General features: G+C 32.8%; 23 protein-coding genes and 1 tRNA gene. 19 read left to right on the forward strand and 5 right to left on the reverse strand.

The features are described from left to right. Positions 1-115: 115 nt before the first annotated feature. On the forward strand, positions 116-886 hold the full coding sequence (locus tag ACHRV0_RS04460) for a nitrilase family protein (RefSeq protein ID WP_395440036.1): 771 nt from the start codon (positions 116-118) through the stop codon (positions 884-886). A gap of 394 nt (positions 887-1,280) precedes the next feature. Here ACHRV0_RS04460 and ACHRV0_RS04465 read toward each other — a convergent pair whose 3' ends face one another. Beyond that, positions 1,281-1,715 (reverse strand): cytochrome c oxidase assembly factor Coa1 family protein, encoded by a 435-nt coding sequence (locus ACHRV0_RS04465; RefSeq protein WP_395440037.1) that lies wholly within the window; start codon positions 1,713-1,715, stop codon positions 1,281-1,283. 21 nt (positions 1,716-1,736) lie between these two features. Next, positions 1,737-3,425, reverse strand: a complete 1,689-nt coding sequence (locus ACHRV0_RS04470; RefSeq protein ID WP_395440038.1) for an Ig-like domain-containing protein — start codon at positions 3,423-3,425, stop codon at positions 1,737-1,739. 196 nt (positions 3,426-3,621) lie between these two features. Here ACHRV0_RS04470 and ACHRV0_RS04475 point away from each other — a divergent pair, with 196 nt between their 5' ends. From ACHRV0_RS04475 to ACHRV0_RS04495, 5 genes are all read left to right on the forward strand, one after another. Next, complete coding sequence (locus tag ACHRV0_RS04475; RefSeq protein WP_241686599.1) at positions 3,622-4,602, forward strand: hypothetical protein; 981 nt, start codon at positions 3,622-3,624, stop codon at positions 4,600-4,602. Then, positions 4,562-6,925 (forward strand): hypothetical protein, encoded by a 2,364-nt coding sequence (locus ACHRV0_RS04480; RefSeq protein ID WP_395440039.1) that lies wholly within the window; start codon positions 4,562-4,564, stop codon positions 6,923-6,925. The genes ACHRV0_RS04475 and ACHRV0_RS04480 overlap by 41 nt, the downstream gene beginning before the upstream one ends. A 1-nt stretch (position 6,926) precedes the next feature. Beyond that, positions 6,927-7,331 carry a methylmalonyl-CoA epimerase gene (gene mce / locus ACHRV0_RS04485; protein WP_395440040.1) on the forward strand — a complete coding sequence of 135 codons (405 nt, stop codon included), beginning with the start codon at positions 6,927-6,929 and terminating at the stop codon, positions 7,329-7,331. Between the two features lie 147 nt (positions 7,332-7,478). After that, positions 7,479-7,552, forward strand: a tRNA-Ile gene (locus ACHRV0_RS04490). 425 nt (positions 7,553-7,977) lie between these two features. Beyond that, positions 7,978-8,412 (forward strand): very short patch repair endonuclease, encoded by a 435-nt coding sequence (locus tag ACHRV0_RS04495; protein WP_395440041.1) that lies wholly within the window; start codon positions 7,978-7,980, stop codon positions 8,410-8,412. 3 nt (positions 8,413-8,415) lie between these two features. On the opposite strand, the gene dcm is transcribed toward ACHRV0_RS04495, so the two are convergent. Beyond that, on the reverse strand, positions 8,416-9,393 hold the full coding sequence (gene dcm, locus ACHRV0_RS04500) for a DNA (cytosine-5-)-methyltransferase (protein WP_129025078.1): 978 nt from the start codon (positions 9,391-9,393) through the stop codon (positions 8,416-8,418). A gap of 383 nt (positions 9,394-9,776) precedes the next feature. On the opposite strand from dcm, the gene ACHRV0_RS04505 reads away from it, so the two are divergent. Continuing rightward, on the forward strand, positions 9,777-10,001 hold the full coding sequence (locus tag ACHRV0_RS04505) for a hypothetical protein (protein ID WP_395440042.1): 225 nt from the start codon (positions 9,777-9,779) through the stop codon (positions 9,999-10,001). Between the two features lie 34 nt (positions 10,002-10,035). On the opposite strand, the gene ACHRV0_RS04510 is transcribed toward ACHRV0_RS04505, so the two are convergent. Continuing rightward, complete coding sequence (locus tag ACHRV0_RS04510; protein ID WP_395440043.1) at positions 10,036-10,626, reverse strand: riboflavin synthase; 591 nt, start codon at positions 10,624-10,626, stop codon at positions 10,036-10,038. 57 nt (positions 10,627-10,683) lie between these two features. Here ACHRV0_RS04510 and pdxA point away from each other — a divergent pair, with 57 nt between their 5' ends. From pdxA to ACHRV0_RS04570, 12 genes are all read left to right on the forward strand, one after another. Beyond that, positions 10,684-11,733, forward strand: a complete 1,050-nt coding sequence (pdxA, locus tag ACHRV0_RS04515; protein WP_089054365.1) for a 4-hydroxythreonine-4-phosphate dehydrogenase PdxA — start codon at positions 10,684-10,686, stop codon at positions 11,731-11,733. Positions 11,734-11,838: 105 nt separating this feature from the next. Then, positions 11,839-12,381 carry a DUF177 domain-containing protein gene (locus ACHRV0_RS04520; RefSeq protein ID WP_129025072.1) on the forward strand — a complete coding sequence of 181 codons (543 nt, stop codon included), beginning with the start codon at positions 11,839-11,841 and terminating at the stop codon, positions 12,379-12,381. Positions 12,382-12,390: 9 nt separating this feature from the next. Then, positions 12,391-12,585 carry a 50S ribosomal protein L32 gene (gene rpmF / locus ACHRV0_RS04525; protein WP_008465217.1) on the forward strand — a complete coding sequence of 65 codons (195 nt, stop codon included), beginning with the start codon at positions 12,391-12,393 and terminating at the stop codon, positions 12,583-12,585. Positions 12,586-12,757: 172 nt separating this feature from the next. Then, complete coding sequence (locus ACHRV0_RS04530; RefSeq protein WP_129025070.1) at positions 12,758-13,756, forward strand: beta-ketoacyl-ACP synthase III; 999 nt, start codon at positions 12,758-12,760, stop codon at positions 13,754-13,756. A gap of 23 nt (positions 13,757-13,779) precedes the next feature. Continuing rightward, the gene (accB, locus tag ACHRV0_RS04535) at positions 13,780-14,268 is read left to right on the forward strand and encodes an acetyl-CoA carboxylase biotin carboxyl carrier protein (RefSeq protein ID WP_089054362.1); all 489 of its coding nucleotides are present in this window, start codon (positions 13,780-13,782) and stop codon (positions 14,266-14,268) included. A gap of 107 nt (positions 14,269-14,375) precedes the next feature. Then, positions 14,376-15,725, forward strand: coding sequence for an acetyl-CoA carboxylase biotin carboxylase subunit (gene accC, locus ACHRV0_RS04540; RefSeq protein WP_089054361.1), 1,350 nt, complete (start codon positions 14,376-14,378; stop codon positions 15,723-15,725). A 293-nt stretch (positions 15,726-16,018) separates the two neighbouring features. Then, complete coding sequence (locus ACHRV0_RS04545; RefSeq protein WP_129025066.1) at positions 16,019-16,315, forward strand: hypothetical protein; 297 nt, start codon at positions 16,019-16,021, stop codon at positions 16,313-16,315. 76 nt (positions 16,316-16,391) lie between these two features. Next, positions 16,392-16,688: a hypothetical protein gene (locus ACHRV0_RS04550; protein ID WP_395440044.1), complete on the forward strand. Its 297-nt coding sequence runs from the start codon at positions 16,392-16,394 to the stop codon at positions 16,686-16,688. Positions 16,689-16,716: 28 nt separating this feature from the next. Further along, positions 16,717-17,007, forward strand: coding sequence for a hypothetical protein (locus ACHRV0_RS04555; RefSeq protein ID WP_395440045.1), 291 nt, complete (start codon positions 16,717-16,719; stop codon positions 17,005-17,007). An 18-nt stretch (positions 17,008-17,025) separates the two neighbouring features. Next, positions 17,026-17,322 (forward strand): PepSY-like domain-containing protein, encoded by a 297-nt coding sequence (locus ACHRV0_RS04560; RefSeq protein WP_129025060.1) that lies wholly within the window; start codon positions 17,026-17,028, stop codon positions 17,320-17,322. Between the two features lie 16 nt (positions 17,323-17,338). Further along, positions 17,339-17,635 (forward strand): hypothetical protein, encoded by a 297-nt coding sequence (locus tag ACHRV0_RS04565; protein ID WP_089054356.1) that lies wholly within the window; start codon positions 17,339-17,341, stop codon positions 17,633-17,635. Positions 17,636-17,762: 127 nt separating this feature from the next. Further along, on the forward strand, positions 17,763-19,115 hold the full coding sequence (locus ACHRV0_RS04570; RefSeq protein WP_129025058.1) for a sigma-54 dependent transcriptional regulator: 1,353 nt from the start codon (positions 17,763-17,765) through the stop codon (positions 19,113-19,115). Here the strand turns inward: ACHRV0_RS04570 and ACHRV0_RS04575 are convergent. Continuing rightward, positions 19,112-21,556, reverse strand: coding sequence for a hybrid sensor histidine kinase/response regulator (locus ACHRV0_RS04575; protein ID WP_395440046.1), 2,445 nt, complete (start codon positions 21,554-21,556; stop codon positions 19,112-19,114). The genes ACHRV0_RS04570 and ACHRV0_RS04575 overlap by 4 nt on opposite strands. Positions 21,557-21,642: the final 86 nt, after the last annotated feature.

Genomic DNA, 21,642 nt, shown 5'->3' on the forward strand with positions numbered 1-21,642 from the left:
TGTATTTTTGTTTTCCAAAAAAAGTGCAGTTTTAAAAGGCTGTTTGAGAAAATTTTGCAACGCGGACTTTTTTATACGCAAATTTTTTTTAGCTGAAAATTCGTATTTTTGAAGTATGAAAACAGCACTAATTCAATCCGATCTATATTGGGAAAATGCTTCTGAAAACAGAAAATGCTTTGAAGCGAAAATAAATTCGCTCGATTCTGAAGTAAATCTTATTGTTCTGCCAGAAATGTTTTCAACCGGTTTTACAATGAATCCTTCTGCAGTTGCCGAAACGATGCAGGGAGAAACCGTGTTGTGGATGAAAGCTATGGCGAAAGCTAAAAGCAGTGCAATAGTAGGAAGTTTGGTTATTGTTGAAAATGAAAAGTATTATAACCGAATGCTGTTTGTTTTTCCGTCAGGTGAAATTCAGTTTTATGACAAACGACACTTGTTTACATTGGCTGGTGAAGATGAATTTTATACAGCAGGAACTCAAAAAGTAATTGTTGATTATCTCGATTGGAAAATTTGTCTGCAAGTTTGTTATGATTTGAGATTTCCTGTTTTTGTTCGAAATGTCGAAAATTATGATTTGCTTTTGTATGTTGCCAATTGGCCAAAAGTACGCACAAATGCTTGGGACACTTTGCTTAAAGCACGTGCTATCGAAAATTTAAGTTATGTTGTTGGAGTAAACAGAATTGGGCTTGATGCCAATAATTTTGAGCATATTGGACATTCGCAGGCAATAGATTTTTTAGGAAATTATATTTTAGAACCACAGGAAACAGAAGATGTTTTTGTGCTTGAACTAGATAAAAATGCAATGCTGGAAGCTCGAAAAAAGTTTGCTTTTTTAAACGATAAAGACAGTTTTAAAATCAATTTGGACTAAGAAGACGCATTCAGAATTGAAAACTCTGTTGCAAACAGTGGCTTTTGATCGCCTTACTTCTGAATAACTCTTCCGTTTTTAGCTGTTTTTACTGGAAATCGGTTTTTTTATTTTTTTAGAATAATTTTTAAATAAACAATCTTAAGTAAGTAATCTAGGATCAACACGAAAAACTGTGGAGCTGGAAAAATTAAGCATAATACTTCGTATGTGACTCCGCAAAGATTTTCTATTCATAATATTAAAAATATAGCCTGTGGTTTCAACCACGGGTACATAATCATGATCATAATCTGTATCCCCGTGGTTGAAACCACAGGCTATGTTTATCTAGATAGTGGATTTTTGGTTAAAAGCCCGCTTACTTCTGAATTTGCCTAAGAAACAAGATGTTTTAATTTGAACCAACAACCGTTATTTCTTCTTTTGGGTTTTTGCAGCGAACAAGAATCTTTTTATATTCCCATTCTGAACCCATTTTTTTAGCCGTAATATCTAATTTTCCCTTGCTTTTTGTGCCTTTAATTCTGATTGATAATACAACCGAAGTATTGTTGTCAGTATAAATCGTGTTACCTTCTAGAATTGCTAATTTGTCGATAGGCTGAATTTCTCCAACAGTTCCTAAAACTCTTTTGTTTGAATTGGCTTTTTCTATTGCCTTTTCATACAATGCAGTATCATTATACGCTTGAGCAAAATCCATTATGTTTTCGTCAGAGCTGGAGAGTAAATAGCCAGAGATTAAAACCAATGAAAGAACTAAAGGAATGATCCATTTCCAGTTTGATTGAAACCAGTTTTTACGCTCAATTAATTCATTATCCATTTTATGCGATTGAATTAGGGTTTAAAAAGCTTTCCTTTTTTTCTCTTCCTTCTTTCTCTTTAAATCATCGTCTTTTTTCTCGACTTCAGGATTGTAAGGAATATTTAAATCGATAGATTGATCAACATCCCAGTTCGATCGAACATCTACGCCTTTTTGATAATAAAACACCTCTTCAGCATACGTTTTGTTTAAGAAACTACCCGTGTCGTACATCTTATTTTTATTATCATCATAGATAACTCGAACCGTAAATTCTTCTGGAAGCAGTAAGTTGAATTCAATTTTTGTTTTGCCCTCAGAATATTCAGAAGCATATACATTATCGCCTTTTTTATTGGTAATTTCAACAATTATAGGAAAGCGTTTTACGTTTTGTAAATTCAAAACCAGATTGCCGTAATCTTCAAATTCCTTTGTGGTTAACTTATACGATAACGTATCGTTTGTTTTGTCATAGAAATCAGTTAACGCGCCCGGGAAAAATGTAAAATTATATTTTTGTAAAGGCTCTTTTTTGAAATCAACGTACAATTTCTGTTCGAACTCGTCATATTCTGTAGTAAAATCAACCGCAGTCGAATCTTTATTTACAAGTCTAATTTTTGTTTTATCAAATTTTACGAGTGGAGTTTCAGTTTCTAATGTGAATTTTTCTCTAAAATTAAGTACACCGTTTTGAACTGCTTTAATATTTAAAGTGTCTTTTTTCTGATCCTTAACCTTAAAAGTGAATTTTTTATTGTACTTGTCATTGCTCACTTCCAACGACAATGAATCAGCTTTTAAAGGTTTGTACCAAACTTGCAGCGAATCTTTTTTTGGAAATTGCGTTACGATAGTTTCCAGAATCTGCCCATTGTTTTTAAGTACAATTTTTGGTTTTGAATTTTTAAAATTCTGTGTTCCTTCATACGGAAGAAGTAATCTGTTACCAGAAGCTTGAATTGGTTTAAAAGCCTTTAATGGCAGTGTTTCCTTAAATAATTCTAACTCAAAAATAGTATCATTTGGTACCGTAATAAAATGTTTTATAAATCCAATTTTATCGTCTTTTGGATTAAATTTATTATTGCTTCCTTTATCTTTTAGAGCAACTAACAAGTATTTTCCAGCTTTTAAATTTTCAAATTTAAAAGTTCTCATACTGTCTAAAGTATTGGTAATGTATCGCGGAAATTCTTTGTAAATAACAGAATCTTTGTATTTGTCGTTTGCTTCATAAAGCATTACAGAAACAAAATTGTCTACGTTTTTTGCGTAAGCATCTTTAATTTTTCCGCCAAGAGTAAGCGAATCAATATAAGCGCCGGTTGAGAAAATGTATTTAAACTGGTTCAACGGATTTCCTTCGTTATTATCAGTAATACTTTGTCCAAAATTTAAGCTGTAAGTAGTATTGGGCTGTAAAGTATCTCTAAGTTTTATCTTTAAAAATTTACTCACACCAACAGGCGTAATCTGCGGCTCATATTTCATTGGAGGAGAAATAATAAGCTGTTTGTTGAGGTTTTTTAATTTAATATATTCATCAAATACCAGTGTAATCTCGTTTCCCTGAAAATCTGTAGTTAAGTTTTTAGGAGTGCTGGATATTAAAATAGGAGCTAGAGTGTCTTTTAATCCGCCAGTAATATTGCCTCTTTTGGCGCAGCTCACCATTAATAATACCAGTAAAAATGAAATATATTTGAGTTTGCTTTTAAACATAGCGGTTTTTAAATTTGATTGCACAAAATAACAATTATATTTGCTTTAATTGAAATTTTTTGGCCATTTATTAGGATTTCACACCGTAGATATTTTCGCATTTTTTAGAATTTAAAACCTCTGATACGAGATAATTTCTTACTTTTGATCTTAAATATAATATCACTTCGTTTTGGTTAAAAGATTTTTTTGGGTTTTGTTACTTCTTTTTCTGACTGCGTGCAGCAAAAAAGACCAGCCAATAATTTCTTTTTATTATTGGAAAACCAATCTAAAATTTTCTGAAACAGAAAAAGCAGCTCTCAAAGACAATGAGGTTCATAAACTTTATGTTCGGTATTTTGACATCGGACTTGATCCTCAAACCCAACAACCATTTCCTGTAAGTCCAGTTCATTTTTATGAAAATGTGCAGGAATTTGAAATTGTTCCAGTTGTTTTTATTCAAAATAAAGTAATGCTTGAGAAGTATTTAGATGTTGAAGATCTTGCAAAAAAGACGATTCATTTAATTACCGAAATCAACAGCAAGAATAAAATTAATTGTACCGAAATTCAAGTTGACTGCGATTGGACATTAAACAGCAAAGACAATTATCTGAAGTTTGTTGAGCAGATTAAAAAGCTTTCAAAGAAAAAACTCTCCGCCACAATTAGACTTCATCAAGTTAAGTACTTTAAGAAAACTAAAATTCCGAATGTAGATAACGGTGTTTTGATGTTTTATAATATGGGAAGTATAGCGCCAGATTCATTAAACTCTATTTACAGCAGAAAAATCTCAGAGAAATATCTTAAAAGTTTAAAGAAATATCCGCTGCATCTTGATTATGCACTTCCTATTTATTCATGGGCAATTCATATCAGGAATCAAAAGGTTTTAGGTTTGCGTTCGAAATTGAATAGCAGCGAACTCAAAAAAGATAAAAACTTCGAGCAGATTAGTTCAATATTTTTTAAAGTAAAACAATCTAATTACAAAAACGGTGTTTACTACGAAGAGAATGATCTGCTTAAAACAGAGACAATTTCTCCAGAAGATTTAAAAGAAATGGCTGAAGATTTAGACGATAATAAAGCGCAGGCTCCAAAAGAAATTATATTTTACGATTTAGACGAATTCAATTTAAATAATTATGAGAAGAATATTTTTAAGCAAGTTATTTCTTGGTTTTAGTGCGGCTTTCCTTTTTGCATACGGAATAATTTATGCTTGTGCAGGTGGAGACGATTGGGATTTTTTTGGTTATAACTCCAATTTTACTCCAGAAACTTTTGCAGATAAATCGTATTCGCCGCTTTTTTTGTCAGGCGGTATTTTCTACGGAATTGGTTACGATACGCAGCATAATTCACGTTTCAATAAAGACATAAAATCAGATTGGGCAGCTTATCTTAAAGGAAAAATCGATACTACAACAGTAAATTATTTTTTAATTGGTGATGAGAAGCCAGATTATTATTCAGATAATAAAAATAAGATTAAGAATAAAGAAGAAATCACAGATCTTCATGTGTATTATAAAGCAAAAAAAGAGAATGCTTCGTCTTTAAAATGGGGAAAAAAGATGCCATTGAAAGAGGAGAAGGTAAAGAACTTTGTTGAGTTTTTGTATTTGGCACAAAAAATAGAAACCGTTTCAATTAGTGAAGATCATTGGAGTTACGATCCCGTTGTGGCAAAAACGTTCAATGATGCTAAAATGATTCAGTCAATCGAGAATGTTTACAATACTTTGTCTGATCCGTTCTTAAAAAATAGATATTGGTTTCTTACTATGAAAGCTCGTTTTTACAGTAATAATAAGCAAAAAGCAATTGAGTTTTTTAATAAAACAGAAAGCTCAGTTCCTAAAAACACGTTGTATTACCGCGCACTTTCATACGTTGCTGGAATCAATCATAAACAAGGGAAATATGCGGTTTCGAACTATTTGTATGCGCAGGTTTTTGATAAATGTCCTGAATTAAGAGTGGTAACAGCGTATAGTTTTGCTCCGAAAAATGAAACAGATTGGAATAAAGCGCTGACAATGGCAAAGACCAATAAAGAGAAAGCAGCACTTTGGGCTATTCACGGCTATTATAAAGATGAAAAACAGGCAATCGAGAAAATTTACGAATTAGATCCAAAAAGTGAGCACTTAAATTATTTGGCTACTAGATTGGTAAACGGACTTGAACAGTCTATAAATAACTCGTTTCAGAAAGATGGCGGAGAAAATCAGCCTGTAAAAAAGCTGACTGTTGCAGAAAATAAAACCGAAAATCAAGCTAAGGTTGATAAAAAAGCGCTGGATTTAATGGCTAAAATTTCGGCGGCAGGAAATACAGACAGACCTTATTTATGGGATTTGTCTCTTGGATATTTACAGACTTTAAAAGGGGATTATGCAAATGCAGATAAGAATTTTGATAAAGCGGTAAAAACACTTCCTAAAACCGAATTGGCAGGAATGCAGCTTCGTTTATTGCGTTTTGTAAACAACTTAAGCAAAATTGATAAACTGACGGATAAAAACGAGAAAACAATTCTAGCCGATTTGAATTGGTTGTATTATGAACTTCCAAAGAACTATAAAGGACAGGAGTTTCGTTATCAAAATGCTTCTTCGTGGAGCAGAAGTTATTTGTCGACTCTTTATCGTGAAAAAGGGAATTTAGTTATGGCTGAAATTTTTGGCGAATCTCGTTACAGTTATTGGAATGATGGAAATGCTTTTTACGATGATGAGAAGAATTTACAGGGAATAAAAACGTTTTTGTCTAAGTCTAATAAAACTGAAATTGAGAGTATTGGTGCAGGAATTTATAGTTTGAAATTAAAAGATATTAATAACTTTCAAGCAGTTCAGGCAACTTTCAAAAACAAAATTCCAGAAGCAATTGAATTTTTAAAACAAACCGATTCAGTTCAGAATTCTAAATTTTTAGGAAATCCGTTTAACGGAAGTATAAAAGACTGCCACGATTGTGATCACGCCGCTTATCAAAAAAGAAAATATACACAAATGGATTTCTTAAATACAATAAAAGAAATGCAGGATAAACTGGCTAAAAACGAAGATGTTTACACCAATAGCTTATTGTTAGGAAATGCATTTTATAATATTTCGCATTTTGGAAACGGAAGAACTTTTTACGAAATTACTATTGTAGGTTACGGCTCAAGTCCATATTCGTTTAGAGATTCTATGAAAAAGATGATTACAGATTGCAGTGTTTCTAAAATGTATTATCAAAAAGCATTACAGGCAGCATCTACAAAAGAACAAAAAGCAAAATGTGTATATTTAATTTCGAAATGCGAACGAAACGAATATTATAATACTAAATACAATAGTGTTAGATATTGGTGGGATGCCAATGACGATAAAGTGAACTTTATTGCTTGGAATGGATTTAAAACGCTGCAAAAAGAATATTCGGATACTAAATATTATCAGGATGTAATTGCAGAATGTGGTTATTTTAATACTTATGTAACTCAATTAAAATAAGATGGTAAATAAAATAGAACATATTGGAATTGCCGTAAAAAATATGGATGATGCAAATGTGTTGTTCGAGAAATTATTGGGTGTTCCATCATACAAAGAAGAAACGGTAGAAAGTGAAGGGGTTTTAACTTCTTTCTTTCAAACCGGGACAAATAAAATTGAACTTTTGATGGCGACCAATCCAGAAAGTCCGATTGCGAAGTTTTTAGAAAAAAAAGGTGAAGGAATTCATCACATCGCTTTTGATGTTGACGATATTCATGCCGAGATTTCACGCCTGAAAAGCGAAGGTTTTGTATTGATAAATGAAGTTCCGAAGAAAGGTGCGGATAATAAATTGGTAGTTTTTCTGCATCCAAAGAATACAAATGGTGTTTTGGTTGAGCTTTGTCAGGAAATTAGATAAAAAAAGTTCCTTTTTTTATTCTTAATAATGTCTTGAAAATCAATCTTGTTTTAAAAACATGGGCTTCGAATTAAAATTAAATGCAAATCATGTCTTAAAATATTTGGAGTGAATGAAAAATAGTAGTAATATTGCATCCTCTAAACCGGTCCTATAGCTCAGCTGGTTAGAGCACCTGACTCATAATCAGGTGGTCCCTGGTTCGAGCCCAGGTGGGACCACTTATTTAGAAATAGAAAGCCTTTACAGCAATGTAAAGGCTTTTTTGTTTTTTAACGATCAAATCTAAAACTGGTGATTGATAAAAATTTGCCATTAATTGTATTAAAATATAGCCCGTGGTTTCAACCACGGGAACACAATATATTTAAAAACACGTTTCCCATAGTTGAAACCACGGGTTATGTTTGATAAGAAGATGAATAAGCTCTATATCGGTGAACGCAAAGGTTCGTAAAGTTTAATTGAAAAACTTTGTGAACCTTTGTGTTTTTCTTTGTGCTCTTTACGGTAAATTCTTGTTTTTAATACTCCTCCGCAACAATATGTATTGATTTGTTTTTTAGGTAAGTCATTGAAATTTCATTGTTTGTCGAAAAATGAATTAAATTTATACTGCAAAGACAAATTTAATCAGGATAAGGCAATGGATAATTTAACGCCTGAACAACGGAGAAAAAATATGCAGGCTATAAAGAGCACCGCAACCAAAGACGAAGTTAGGATTGCAAAGGCTTTGTGGCAGCTTGGCTATAGGTATAGAAAGAACAATAAAAAGGTATTTGGTAAGCCTGATTTGACTTTTGCAAAGTATAAAATTGCCATTTTTATAGACAGTGAATTTTTTCACGGTAAAGATTGGGACTTAAATCAAGAGCGTATTAAGTCGAATCGTGAATATTGGATTCCTAAAATTGAACGAAATAGGAAGCGCGATGCTGAGGTTAATGCTTATTTAATTTCAAGAGAATGGAAAGTAATACGTTTTTGGAGCAAAGAAATTCAGAAAGAACTAGATACTTGTTTGCTGAAAATTCAAAGAGAAATAGAATTTTCAAAGAGTAAAATCCAAGAGAAATAGAGTTTAGGCGTTTTTCTTCTTTTCGACTTTTTCAATAACTTTAGAAATCTCGTTGGCCAATCTTTCAATAACAGGCATGCTTACCGAATTTCCCGCTTGTTTGTATAAGTTAGAATTTGAAATAGAAGGAAGTTTAAAGCTGTCTGGAAAACCTTGAAATCTAAAACATTCGCGAGGCGTTAGTTTTCGAAACCCATGATCTGTTATAATAATTGGAACGTTATGTCCGCCAGTTCCCATGTTTGCAGTCAAAGTTGGGCATAAGCCAGCTTTGTTTTCTCTAACATAATGTCTCCTGAATTGATAAATTTTGCCTTTATCGACAATAGATTCTTTTAGTGTATTGTACATATATTTATCCTCGCCATAATAAAACTTATCTGGTACTTTTTCGGTAAGGATTAAATCTTTTACTGTGGTAGTCAGATTTTCTTTTTTAGGAAATTCAAATCTAAACTTTTTGTTATTGACAAAGTTTTTGTCAAAAGCAACCATAAAAAGTCTTTCTCTGTTATGAGGCGTGTTTCCAAAATCTTTAGTGTTTAAGATAGCGCTGTCAAACGTGTAGTTTCGTTTTTTAATTTCACTTTCGATAACCTTAAGAGTATTGCCTTTGTCATGTCCTCTTAAGTTTTTAACGTTTTCAAGAAAAACAACCTTAGGTCTCATTTCGTCAATAAAATCAAGGATTTTAAAAAAATGATTTCCCCTTCTGTCCTCAAAACCTTTTCTGTGTCCAGCAAGCGAAAAAGGCTGGCAGGGAAATCCAGCCGTTAAAATGTCTATTTTTTCAAGAGAACTTAAATTTAAGTTCATTACATCGCCTTCAATTAAATCGTGTTCGAAATTTGACTTGTAAGTTTTGCATGCGTGTTTGTCAAATTCATTGGCCCATTTTAGATTAAAACCAGCTTTTTTAAAACCTAGACATATACCGCCTACACCTGCGTACAAACTTCCAACTGTAAATTTATTCTCCATTATTTGTTTGGCTAAAGGAATGATGTTTTGCGCTTTTTGTTCTGTATTATTTCCTGCAAATATATTAATTAGAGTATAGTTGATGATGGTCAGGGCTTAAAAAGAAATCGTATTTTATTTTTCAATCTCGTACTTTACAGTTCTTTCTGACTTATTTAAAGAAGATACATTTTTTGAAACTTTATTCTGTGGGAAGTTTTTAAATTTCATGATGCTAAAAAGAGTTTTAAAAGTTCTAAAAAAGGAAAACAGTTGGAAAATTTTGTGTTTTTTATAAAATAGGTATATATTTGACATAAGAATTATACTACATTTTGTTTTATTGGATAGGTGGGACTGTTTTGGCTTATCAAAGTTGCTTTTTTGTAATGAAATTTGAATTTATGAGAATTGTAAGAACTGTTTGGCTCGCCTTTTTTTTGATAGTATCTAACCCGTTATATATTTTGGCTGAAGAGATGCCGCCTCCGCCACGTGCTGGAGATACTAAGCCTCCGCCGCCAACAAAAGTGCCAATTAATGAGGATCTTTCTTTTTTAATTGCAAGCGGATTAATTCTGGGAATAACAATTATATATCGAAATAAAACAAAAAAAGCTTCAAATTAATTTGAAGCTTTTTCGTTTTGATTTTTTTCTAAAACTATTTGTTTATTGAATAAAGTCTTGAAATGTATTTTCCAACAACATCAAACTCTAAGTTAATTTTAGTGCCAACCTTGAAGTTTTTGAAATTAGTGTTTTCAAAAGTATAAGGAATAATAGAAACACTGAATTCGTTGGTTTTAGAATTTACAACCGTCAGACTAACTCCGTTTACCGTTATAGAGCCTTTTTCGATTGTAATATTGCTAAGACTTGCATCGTAATCGAAAGTGTAATTCCAACTTCCGTTAGCCTCTTCAATTTTTGTGCATATACCAGTTTGGTCAACGTGACCTTGTACAATATGTCCGTCAAGACGGTCGCCAAGTTTCATGCCTCTTTCTAGATTTACAATATCATTAACCTTCCAGTCGCCAATATTGGTCTTCAAAATAGTTTCTTCAATTGCAGTAACCGTATAAAATGAATCTTTTATGGCAACTACCGTAAGGCAGATTCCGTTGTGCGAAACACTTTGGTCAATCTTTAATTCGTTTGTAATAGAGGAGTCGACAGTTACATGTAAGTTGTTTTTGTCTTTTTGTATTTCGTGAATCCTTCCTAGGGTTTCTATAATTCCTGTGAACATTGTGGTTTTATTTTACTAAATTTGCACATCAAAATTAGTAATAAATAAGCTGAGCTCATGAATAAAAAAGCAGAAAATATAATTGTTGGAATTTCAGTTGGAGATTTAAACGGTATTGGAAGCGAAGTTATACTAAAAACATTTGAGGATTCTCGAATGCTTGAATTGTGTACACCGGTTATTTTTGCAAACGCTAAAATTCTATCCTTTGTTAAAAAAAGTTTTACTTCGACCGTTCAGTTTCATGGAATAGATAAATTAGATCAGATTGTTCCAGGAAAAGTGAACGTGTTTAATCTTTGGAGAGAAGGGGTTGATATTAACTTAGGGACTAATGATGAAAAAATAGGAGAGTATGCTATAAAATCATTTGTAGCAGCAACAAAAGCTTTAAAAGAAGGTTTGGTCGATGTGCTTGTTACGGCTCCTATAAATAAATACAATATTCAATCTGAAGAATTTAAATTCCCAGGTCATACCGATTATCTAGACCAAGAGTTAGAAGGTAATGCTTTAATGATGATGGTTCAGGATAACTTAAGAGTAGGTTTGTTGACAGATCATGTGCCTATAAGTGAAGTTTCTTCGCATTTAACAGAAGAATTAATTACAAGAAAGATTGAAACAATCAGAAAATCTTTAATTCAAGACTTTAGTATAGTAAAACCAAAAATTGCAGTTTTAGGATTAAATCCACATTGCGGCGACGGCGGCGTGATTGGAAAAGAAGATGATTTGGTTTTGAAACCGGTTTTGAAAAAAATATTCGATTCTGGAACTATGGTTTTCGGTCCATTTTCTGCCGATGGATTTTTTGGAAGCGGTCAATATGAGAAATATGATGCTGTTGTAGCGACTTATCACGACCAAGGATTGATTCCGTTCAAGACATTGTCTTTTGGTAAAGGAGTTAATTATACAGCAGGTTTAAATAAAATTAGAACATCGCCGGATCATGGAACTGGTTATGATATTGCTGGAAAAGACATGGCAGATTTCAACTCGTTTAAAGAGGCTGTTTATCTTGCGCTTGATATTTTTCGCTCGCGTAATCAGTATGAGGAGATTAGCCAAAAACCTCTTAAAATAAAAGAAAAACAGTTATAAACAAAAAAAGGTGAATAAGATTATTAGATTTATAATAATTTTATATCTTTGCACCCCAATTCAGATATGTAGTTTTATATTCGAATTGTACAAATTGATGTTGAAATGAGCAAAACAAAAGAATTTTTAATTCCTTTTATAGGGTTAAAGCTGGGAAAACACCATTTTGAGTATCAAATAAATAACACGTTCTTTAAAGACTTTGACTATGAAGAGTTTCAAAGTTCTGAAATTAAAGTGAGTTTGGTTTTCGAAAAGAAAAGCAACATGTTAGAGTTAGAATTCAAACATAAAGGAACCGTAAATGTGCCTTGTGATCTAACAAGTGAAGATTTTGATCTTCCTTTAAAAGGGAAAATGAAATTGATTGTTCGCTTTGGAGATGAATTCAATGATGATAATGAAGAGTTGTTGATTTTACCGCATGGAGAGCATGAATTGAATGTAGCACAGTACATTTATGAAATGATAGCGCTTTCAGTGCCTCAAAAACGAATTCATCCAGGGGTTAAAGACGGGACTTTACAGACCGAAGCTTTAACAAAGTTGAATGAATTAAGTGTAAAAGAACAAAAGGAAGAGAGTAAACAAGAAGAAGATATTGACCCGCGTTGGGAAAAATTAAAGAAACTATTAACGGATAAATAATATAGTAAAATGGCACATCCTAAGAGAAAGACCTCGAAAACAAGAAGAGATAAGAGAAGAACACATTATAAAGCTACTGTAGCTCAAATCGCTACATGTCCTATTACTGGAGAAGCACATTTATACCACAGAGCTTACTGGCATGAAGGTAAAATGTACTACAGAGGGCAAGTTGTTATCGATAAATCTGAAGCGGTTGCTTAATACGTTTTTGTAAATTATACTAGAACTCTCACATAGTGAGAGTTTTTTTTGTTGGTTATAATTTTCGTTTTTTAAGAAAATACAGGCAAATTCGTTTTGATTTTTTTTGTAATTTTCAAGTCTTTTAAAAATTTTTCAAATAACAATATTTGAAAGGAAATAATAGAATATAATGAATACAATCACAGCCGCAATTACCGCTGTTGGAGGATACGTTCCAGACTTTGTACTTTCTAACAAAGTGTTGGAAACAATGGTAGAAACCAATGACGAATGGATTACCACTCGTACCGGAATTAAAGAAAGAAGGATTCTTAAAGATGCTGACAAAGGAACATCGTACCTTGCTATAAAAGCAGCACAAGATTTGATCGAAAAAGCTAATATCGATCCTTTAGAAATTGATATGGTTATTATGGCAACAGCAACACCAGATATGATGGTGGCTTCTACAGGAGTTTATGTTGCAACAGAAATTGGAGCAACTAATGCATTTGCTTATGATTTGCAAGCAGCTTGTTCAAGTTTCTTATACGGAATGTCAACTGCTGCGGCTTATGTACAATCTGGAAGATATAAAAAAGTACTATTAATTGGTGCAGATAAAATGTCATCAATTGTAGATTATACAGACAGAGCAACTTGCATTATTTTTGGTGATGGAGGCGGTGCTGTTTTATTTGAGCCAAATTATGAAGGCTTAGGTTTACAAGATGAGTATTTAAGAAGCGATGGAGTAGGTCGTGATTTTCTTAAAATACCAGCTGGAGGATCTTTAATCCCGGCTTCAGAAGATACTGTAAAAAACAGACAACACAATATTATGCAAGATGGTAAAACAGTATTTAAATATGCTGTAACCAATATGGCAGACGCAAGCGAGCTGATCTTGAAAAGAAACAATCTAACAAATCAAGATGTTGATTGGTTAGTACCGCATCAAGCAAACAAACGCATCATTGATGCAACTGCAGGAAGACTTGAACTAGAAGAGTCTAAAGTATTAGTTAATATTGAAAAATATGGTAATACAACTTCAGGAACATTACCTTTGGTACTTTATGATTTTGAGAAACAACTCAAAAAAGGAGACAATATTATTTTAGCTGCATTTGGCGGTGGATTCACTTGGGGATCTATTTACCTAAAATGGGCTTACGATAAAAAATAAATCAAAACTAAAAACGAGTCATTATGGATTTAAAAGAAATTCAAAACCTAATCAAATTTGTAGCAAATTCGGGAGTTGCAGAAGTGAAGTTAGAAATGGATGATGTAAAAATCACGATCAGAACAACTTTAGAAGGAAATGTAACAGAAACTACTTATGTACAGCAATTGCCAGCTCAGGCAGCATTACCACAAGCAGCTGCACCGCAAGTAACAGCGCCAGTAGTTGTAAATGTAGCGGCTGAGCCACAAGCTCCAGCTGAAAATTCTAAATTCATAACGATAAAATCTCCAATTATTGGAACATTTTATAGAAAACCATCTCCAGACAAACCAGTTTTTACTGAAGTAGGAAGCACTATCGCAAAAGGAGATGTTCTTTGTGTAATTGAAGCAATGAAATTATTCAACGAAATCGAATCAGAAGTTTCAGGAAAAATTGTTAAGATTCTTGTTGACGATATGTCTCCAGTTGAATTTGATCAACCTTTATTCTTAGTAGATCCATCATAAATAAATTTAGATTTTAGATTTTAGATTTTAGATTGATCTGACAGAATTAATACAGACATCTAAAATTATCTAATTATCAAATTGTCTAATTATCTAATTAAAATAAGATGTTTAAAAAAATATTAATTGCGAATAGAGGAGAAATTGCACTTCGTGTAATTCGTACTTGCAAGGAAATGGGAATCAAAACTGTTGCAGTTTACTCTACAGCAGATGCAGAAAGCTTGCACGTTAAATTTGCTGATGAAGCGGTTTGTATTGGACCTCCTCCAAGTAACTTATCGTATTTAAAAATGTCAAATATTATTGCTGCTGCAGAAATTACAAATGCAGATGCAATACACCCAGGATACGGTTTTCTTTCTGAGAATGCTAAATTCTCAAAAATTTGTCAAGAGCACGGAATCAAATTTATTGGTGCGGCTCCTGAAATGATCGACAGAATGGGAGATAAAGCTTCTGCAAAAGCTACAATGAAAGCGGCAGGAGTACCATGTGTGCCAGGTTCAGACGGATTATTAGAATCTTACGAACATGCACTCAAAATAGCTAAAGAAATTGGTTATCCAGTTATGATGAAAGCTACTGCTGGTGGTGGTGGAAAAGGAATGCGTGCTATCTGGAAAGAAGATGAGCTTTTAAAAGCTTGGGAAAGTGCACGTCAGGAAGCTGCGGCAGCTTTTGGAAATGACGGAATGTACATGGAAAAACTTATTGAAGAACCACGTCATATCGAAATTCAAGTTGTTGGAGATTCTTACGGAAAAGCATGTCACCTTTCTGAAAGAGATTGTTCTGTACAACGTCGTCACCAAAAATTGACTGAAGAAACACCTTCGCCTTTCATGACAGACGAATTACGTGCTGCAATGGGAGAAGCTGCTGTAAAAGCTGCTGAATTCATTAAATATGAAGGAGCTGGAACTGTAGAATTTTTGGTTGACAAACACAGAAATTTCTATTTCATGGAAATGAATACACGTATTCAGGTAGAGCATCCAATTACAGAACAAGTAATTGATTACGATTTGATTCGTGAGCAAATTATGGTTGCTGCTGGAATTCCAATTTCAGGAAAAAACTATTTACCACAATTACATGCTATCGAATGTCGTATTAATGCCGAAGATCCTTATAATGATTTTCGTCCTTCACCAGGAAAAATTACTACGCTTCATATGCCAGGAGGACACGGAGTTCGTTTAGATACTCACGTTTATTCAGGCTACAGCATTCCGCCAAATTACGATTCAATGATTGCTAAGTTAATTACAACTGCACAATCTCGTGAAGAAGCGATCAGTAAAATGAGAAGAGCTTTGGATGAATTTGTTATTGAAGGTGTAAAAACTACAATACCTTTCCATAGACAATTGATGGATGATCCTAAATATATTGCAGGAGATTACACAACTGCCTTTATGGATACTTTCAAAATGAATCCAATTCAAGAATAAATAAGTAAAGCTGTCGATTTCGACAGCTTTTTTTAATCTATATCATAAACCCGACAAGTTTACTTGTCGGGTTTTGTTGTGTTATAGGGCTAAGTAAACACAAAAAGTGTTTACTTTTTACACACTATATAATTGATTTACACACTATTCGTATTTTTTGTATTTTTGTATATTCAGTGTTAACCTGTTGATAATAAGTGGTTTTGGTGCTTTGGGGTTTGGTATTTGGTTTACGGCACGATAGTTTCTTTATCTAAAGTGTAAACAACTATTAATTACTAAATATATACATTATGAAAAATTTATTTTTATCAGCCGCAATTGTTTTAGGAAGTTTAACTTCATTTGCTTCAACTAGTCCAGTTACAAACACTACTGTAAAAGTTATCTCAATTGAAGACGAATACACAGAGATTAAACTAGAAGAGCTTCCAGCTCCTATTACAGAAGCTTTGAAAAAAGCATATCCAGATGCAGTAATTACAAAAGCATACAAAAACGAGAAATCTGAATACAAATTAGACGTTACAGTTGGAGAAAAAGTAGGGAATCTTTTCGCTAACGCTGACGGAACTTGGATTAAAAAATAATCCCTAAAGAGTATTCTCTTGAAAATTCGAATTAGTAATACTAAGATTAAATTAACAATATTAAAATATCACTACCATGAAAAATTTATTTTTATCAGCCGCAATCGTTTTGGGAGGTTTAACATCATTTGCTTCAACTTCGCCAATTTCAAATACAATCGTAAAAACAATTTCAATTCAAGACGAATACACTGAAATTAAACTTGAAGAAGTTCCATCTGCAGTAACAGACGCTCTTAAAAAAGCATATCCAGATGCAATACTTTCGAAAGCTTTTAAAAACACAAAATCAGAGTATAAATTAGATGTTACTGTGGGAGACAAAGTAGGTTCTCTTTATGCTAACGCTGATGGATCTTGGATCAAAAAATAAGTCAAGTCAACTTTAAAAAAATATAATTATGAAAAAGTTAATCTTATCGGCAGCTATCCTTTTAGGAAGTTTGTCAATTCAGGCAGAAAATACTGTTGCAGCAAAATCAGCTGTACAATCAGTAAATTATCAAGACGAGTATAAAGAAATTGATGCCGTTCCGGCAGCAATCAAAACATCTTTAGACGAAGCTTATCCAGGTGTAAAATTGGAGAAAGCATTTGTAAACGACAAAAAAGAGTACAAAATTGAAATCACTGTTAGAGGTGAAAAATCAACTGTGTACACAGATGCGATAGGAAAAATTATTAAAAAGTAACCATAAAAACTAAGCATTATGAAAAAGTTAATCTTATCTGCAGCACTTATTTTAGGAGGTTTGACATCTCAGGCGGCAATTTCGACTCAGTCAGTTTCTGTTATTGCAACAGTAAACATTCAAGATGGATATACTGAAGTTACAGCAGATGCTGTTCCAGCAGCAGTGAAGTCAACAATCGAGAAATCTTTTCCAGGTACTAAACTTGAAAAAGCGTACAAAAACGATAAAAATGAGTACAAGCTTGAAATCTCAAAAGAAGGTAAGAAATATACTTTTTTCACTGATGCTTCAGGAAATATCATTAAGAAATAATTAAAAACAGAGCACTATGAAAAAGTCAGCCCTAGCAGTAACTATTATTTTAGCGAGTTTGTCACTTCCCGCTTTAGCAGAGACAACTTCAAATAAAGTACAAATGTCAATTTCGGTACAAACAGAATATACCGAGATTACTTCAGATGCTGTTCCGGCAGCTGTAAAAACTGCTCTGCAAACCGCTTATCCAAATGCAAAACTGGAGAAAGCTTTTGTTAATGATAAAAAAGAATACAAACTAGAAATATCGGTTGGTGACCAGAAGGCTACTGTTTTTTCAGATGTCAATGGCAACTGGTTGAAAATATAATTAGGTGAAATTAGATTTATGTTTTTGGTGAAAAGAGATTGCAGCGTGCAATCTCTTTTTTTTTGCATAACTTTGTGAAAATACAATTTTAATAGTCTTATTTTAGCAAAAAAGTCCCTAAAAACAAATGCCAAAGATTTTATTGATAGAAGATGATATTTCGTTTTGTAAACTGCTGGAGAAATTTCTAGTAAAAAAACAATACGAAGTAAGTATAGCATTCTCTGCTGCAGAAGCAAGATCAGCAATTAAAACTGAATCGTTTGATTTAATTTTGACAGATCTTCGCCTGCCTGATTCTGACGGCATAGGGCTTATGTCTGAATTTAAAAATTCCCATCCTCAAATTCCAGTTGTATTAATGACTGGATATTCTGATGTAAATACAGCTGTAAAAGCGATAAAAAATGGCGCTGCCGATTATATCTCAAAACCATTTAATCCAGATGAGGTTCTCCTTGTAATTACAAATGCACTGCAGGTTCCTGAATCTGAATTTGAAGATGAAGCACCAGTTAAAGAAAAAAAGCGAGTAAAAAAGTCAGTATCAACTGAAAACGAATTTGTAAAAGGAATTTCAGTTGCTTCAAAAAAACTATTGGATCACATTCAATTAGTAAGTCCTACAGATATGTCTGTTTTAATTATCGGCGAAAGCGGTACCGGAAAGGAAATTATTGCCAAAAGTATTCACCAGCAAAGTCATCGAAAGAATAATAATTTTATTGCAGTAGATTGCGGAGCTATTCCCAAAGAGTTAGCAGCGAGTGAATTTTTTGGACATCTAAAAGGATCTTTTACAGGAGCGATTAGTGATAAAATGGGGTATTTTGAAGCCGCAAACGGAGGTACACTTTTCTTGGATGAAATAGGAAATCTTTCTTATGAAAATCAAATTCAATTATTACGTGCGCTTCAAGAGCGAAAAATAAAACCCGTTGGAAGCAATAAAGAAATAAACGTCGATATCCGAATCATTACCGCTACAAATGAAGATTTACGCGAAGCAGTAAAAAACGGCGATTTTAGAGAAGATTTATACCATAGAATCAATGAATTCTCTATTCAGTCTCCCTCTTTAAAAGATCGTGATGAAGATTTAATGGTTTTTGCTGATTATTTTCTTGAAAAAGCCAATCAGCAGTTAAACAAAGATATTATAGGATTTTCTCCAGAAGTTGTTACTATATTTCAAAATTACAACTGGCCGGGTAATTTACGCGAATTGCAAAATTGCGTTAAACGAGCTACACTTTTATCTCAAGGAGATTTTATAAAAAGCGATGTATTGCCGGCTGAATTCTTTCAGACTCAAAAACAGCAAAATACGGGAGGTTCTTTTTCATTATCAGATAACGAAAAAGAAGCCATTATTCAGGCGCTGAATAGAACTCAAAACAATAAATCAGAAGCCGCAAAACTGCTTAAAATTACCAGAAAAACACTTTATAATAAATTAAAGCAATACAATATAGATTAGACTATTTCTTGTTGTAAGGCGTTAAACAGCAAATCCCTTTTGATTTTTAGATCCTGATAAATGTCTTTTACTTGTTCAATTTCAAGATCATTTTGTTCCAGTATTTTTAGAATAACTCCAATTTCTCGTGCTTCGATCTGTTTGAACATAGGCGCAATTCGATGAGAGATTGCTCGAATATCTGCAATGTTTTCTTCCGCAATAGCATTTTCAAGAGCCGTAAAATTCTCGTTACTGCTAGCCATGAAAGCTTTTAAAATGTCTTTTAAAGCATCATTATCATGACCCAAAAACTCTTTTAGCGTTTTTAAAGAATACAATTGAGAAGAAGTCTCTCCAGATTCTTGCTCATTTATTACTGCATTTGGAAGTCTGTCATCTGCCAAGATAGATTGAATTGTTTCTATAAGTACTTTTGGCGAATATGGTTTTTTGATTACCGTTGTAAATCCAGCTTCGGTGTAAACAGACGCTTCTAAATCTGTTCTTCCGGTCAAAGCGATAACAGGTTGGTTTTTGTACAATCCTTTTTCAGAAGTCTGGAGCTTTTTCAAAAACATAAAACCATCCATTTCCGGCATCTGAATGTCGGTAATAACAAAATCAAAAGGCGTATTTTGAATAGTCTCCAATGCTTTTACGGCGCTGTTAAAGGATAAAACTTCGTGCTTTTCTTGTCGAAGCACGCCGCTGGTTAAATTCAAAAGATTAGTGTCGTCATCAATTACAATAAAAGTCAGTTTTTGAGTAAAACCAAGTTTTGGTTTTTCGTTGTGTTCAACAGTATTATTACTGCTGTCAAACTGTAGAGGAAGTTTGATTTTAAATGTGCTTCCTTTTCCAAACGTACTTTCGAGTTTTAAACTTCCGCCAAGAATTGCAATTATTTTTTGGCAGATTGATAAACCTAATCCTGTGCCGCCGTATTTCTTTTCAATGTTTTCATTAGCCTGTGCAAACTCTTCAAAAACTAATTTTTGATTGCCTTTTTCGATTCCAATACCAGTGTCTTCAATTGTAATTGCAAAAGATTTTTCATCATCAGTACAATATGCGCTGATCTTAATAAAACCTTCTTCAGTAAATTTAAAGGCATTACCAATAATATTGGTTAAAATCTGTTTTAATCGAAACGGATCGCCAACGATTCTTGTTTTTAATTTTTCGTCAACATTTATAATTAAATCAATGTTTTTTTGCTCGTAAACAGATTGAATGCTTTTGGCAGTATCTTCAATAATTTCAGTTAAAGAAAAAGGAACCTTTTCGATAGTAATTTTTCCAGCTTCAATTTTAGAGAAATCCAATAAGTCCTGAACAAGCTGTGTAATATATTCCGAAGAATTTTTGATGTTCTTAATAAAGTAAGATTGTTTTGTATTGACATCAGAATTTCCCAAAAGTTCAGAATAACCCACAATGGTGCTCAGCGGCGTTTTTAAATCATGACTTACTGTCGAAATTAACTGCTCTCGGCTTTTTAATAAATTTTTAGTTTTAAAATTCGCAATTTCAAGCTGTTTCTTATACAATTGCGATTTCGAGTAATCGCTTACAATTAAAATCGAAAAGAAAATAGTCAATATTAATCCTATAATGGCAGAAGCAGTTACAATTTCATTGACTTTGCGTAATGATTTTTCTTTTAGTGAATTGTTTTTTATCGAATTAATAATGATCTCTCTTTCGATAATTCGAAGAACCTTTCTAAGTTGTTCAGAAATGGCAATTTCGTTTTTTAGTAACTTGTTTTCCTCAAAATTCAACGATTCCTTTTTCTTTTCAGCCTTCAATTTTACATTACTCAGTAATTTTTTCGAATTGGCCAAGATAGAATCAGAAGCTTGCTTGCTTAAAGTATTTGTGCTGTCATCTGGAATATTTTGGTTCAGATAATCCACATATTTTTGAAGTACATTTCGTTGATAACTGCCTAATTGATTTGGGTTTTTGCTAAAATCCTGAAGTTCCAGTTTTCTAAGCTTAAATTCCATTTTAGTGATTTCATCAATAGCGGTATTTACAGAAACTTCATCATCAGCTTTGTTTTTTATAGTTTTTAGCTTGCGGATGTTTTCTGTTTTTTCAGACAATAAATAAGTAACGCTGTCTAATAGAACTTTTTGATATTCAGTAGTAACAATTTGTTTTAAAGTGTCAATTCTTGCTCTTAAAGAATCCGTTTCAATAAGATAATTTTTAAAATCACTTTCAGAATTGGTCTGAATTGTTTTTCGAGCTAAACTTTCCGTTTTATAAACGTTTGAAAATAGTTTGCTGACTCTTAAAATTTTAGTTTTTTCAAAAGCAATTTTATCTTCCAATTTATTGTAGACTACATTTTCAGAGTATAAAAACCATCCAACAGTAACGACCAAAGCCAGTAATGCAACATAACTGAATAAGACTTTGAGTGCTGTATAACTTTTTTTACTCTCCATAAATATTTAGGTGTAGATTGAGGAAGTGTTTGAGATATTGGAATTATCTGCAATTTATTCAAAATTTCGATCTCAAAAAAGCAAAA

This window comes from Flavobacterium sp. FlaQc-30 (assembly GCF_044005885.1).
Taxonomy (GTDB): domain Bacteria; phylum Bacteroidota; class Bacteroidia; order Flavobacteriales; family Flavobacteriaceae; genus Flavobacterium.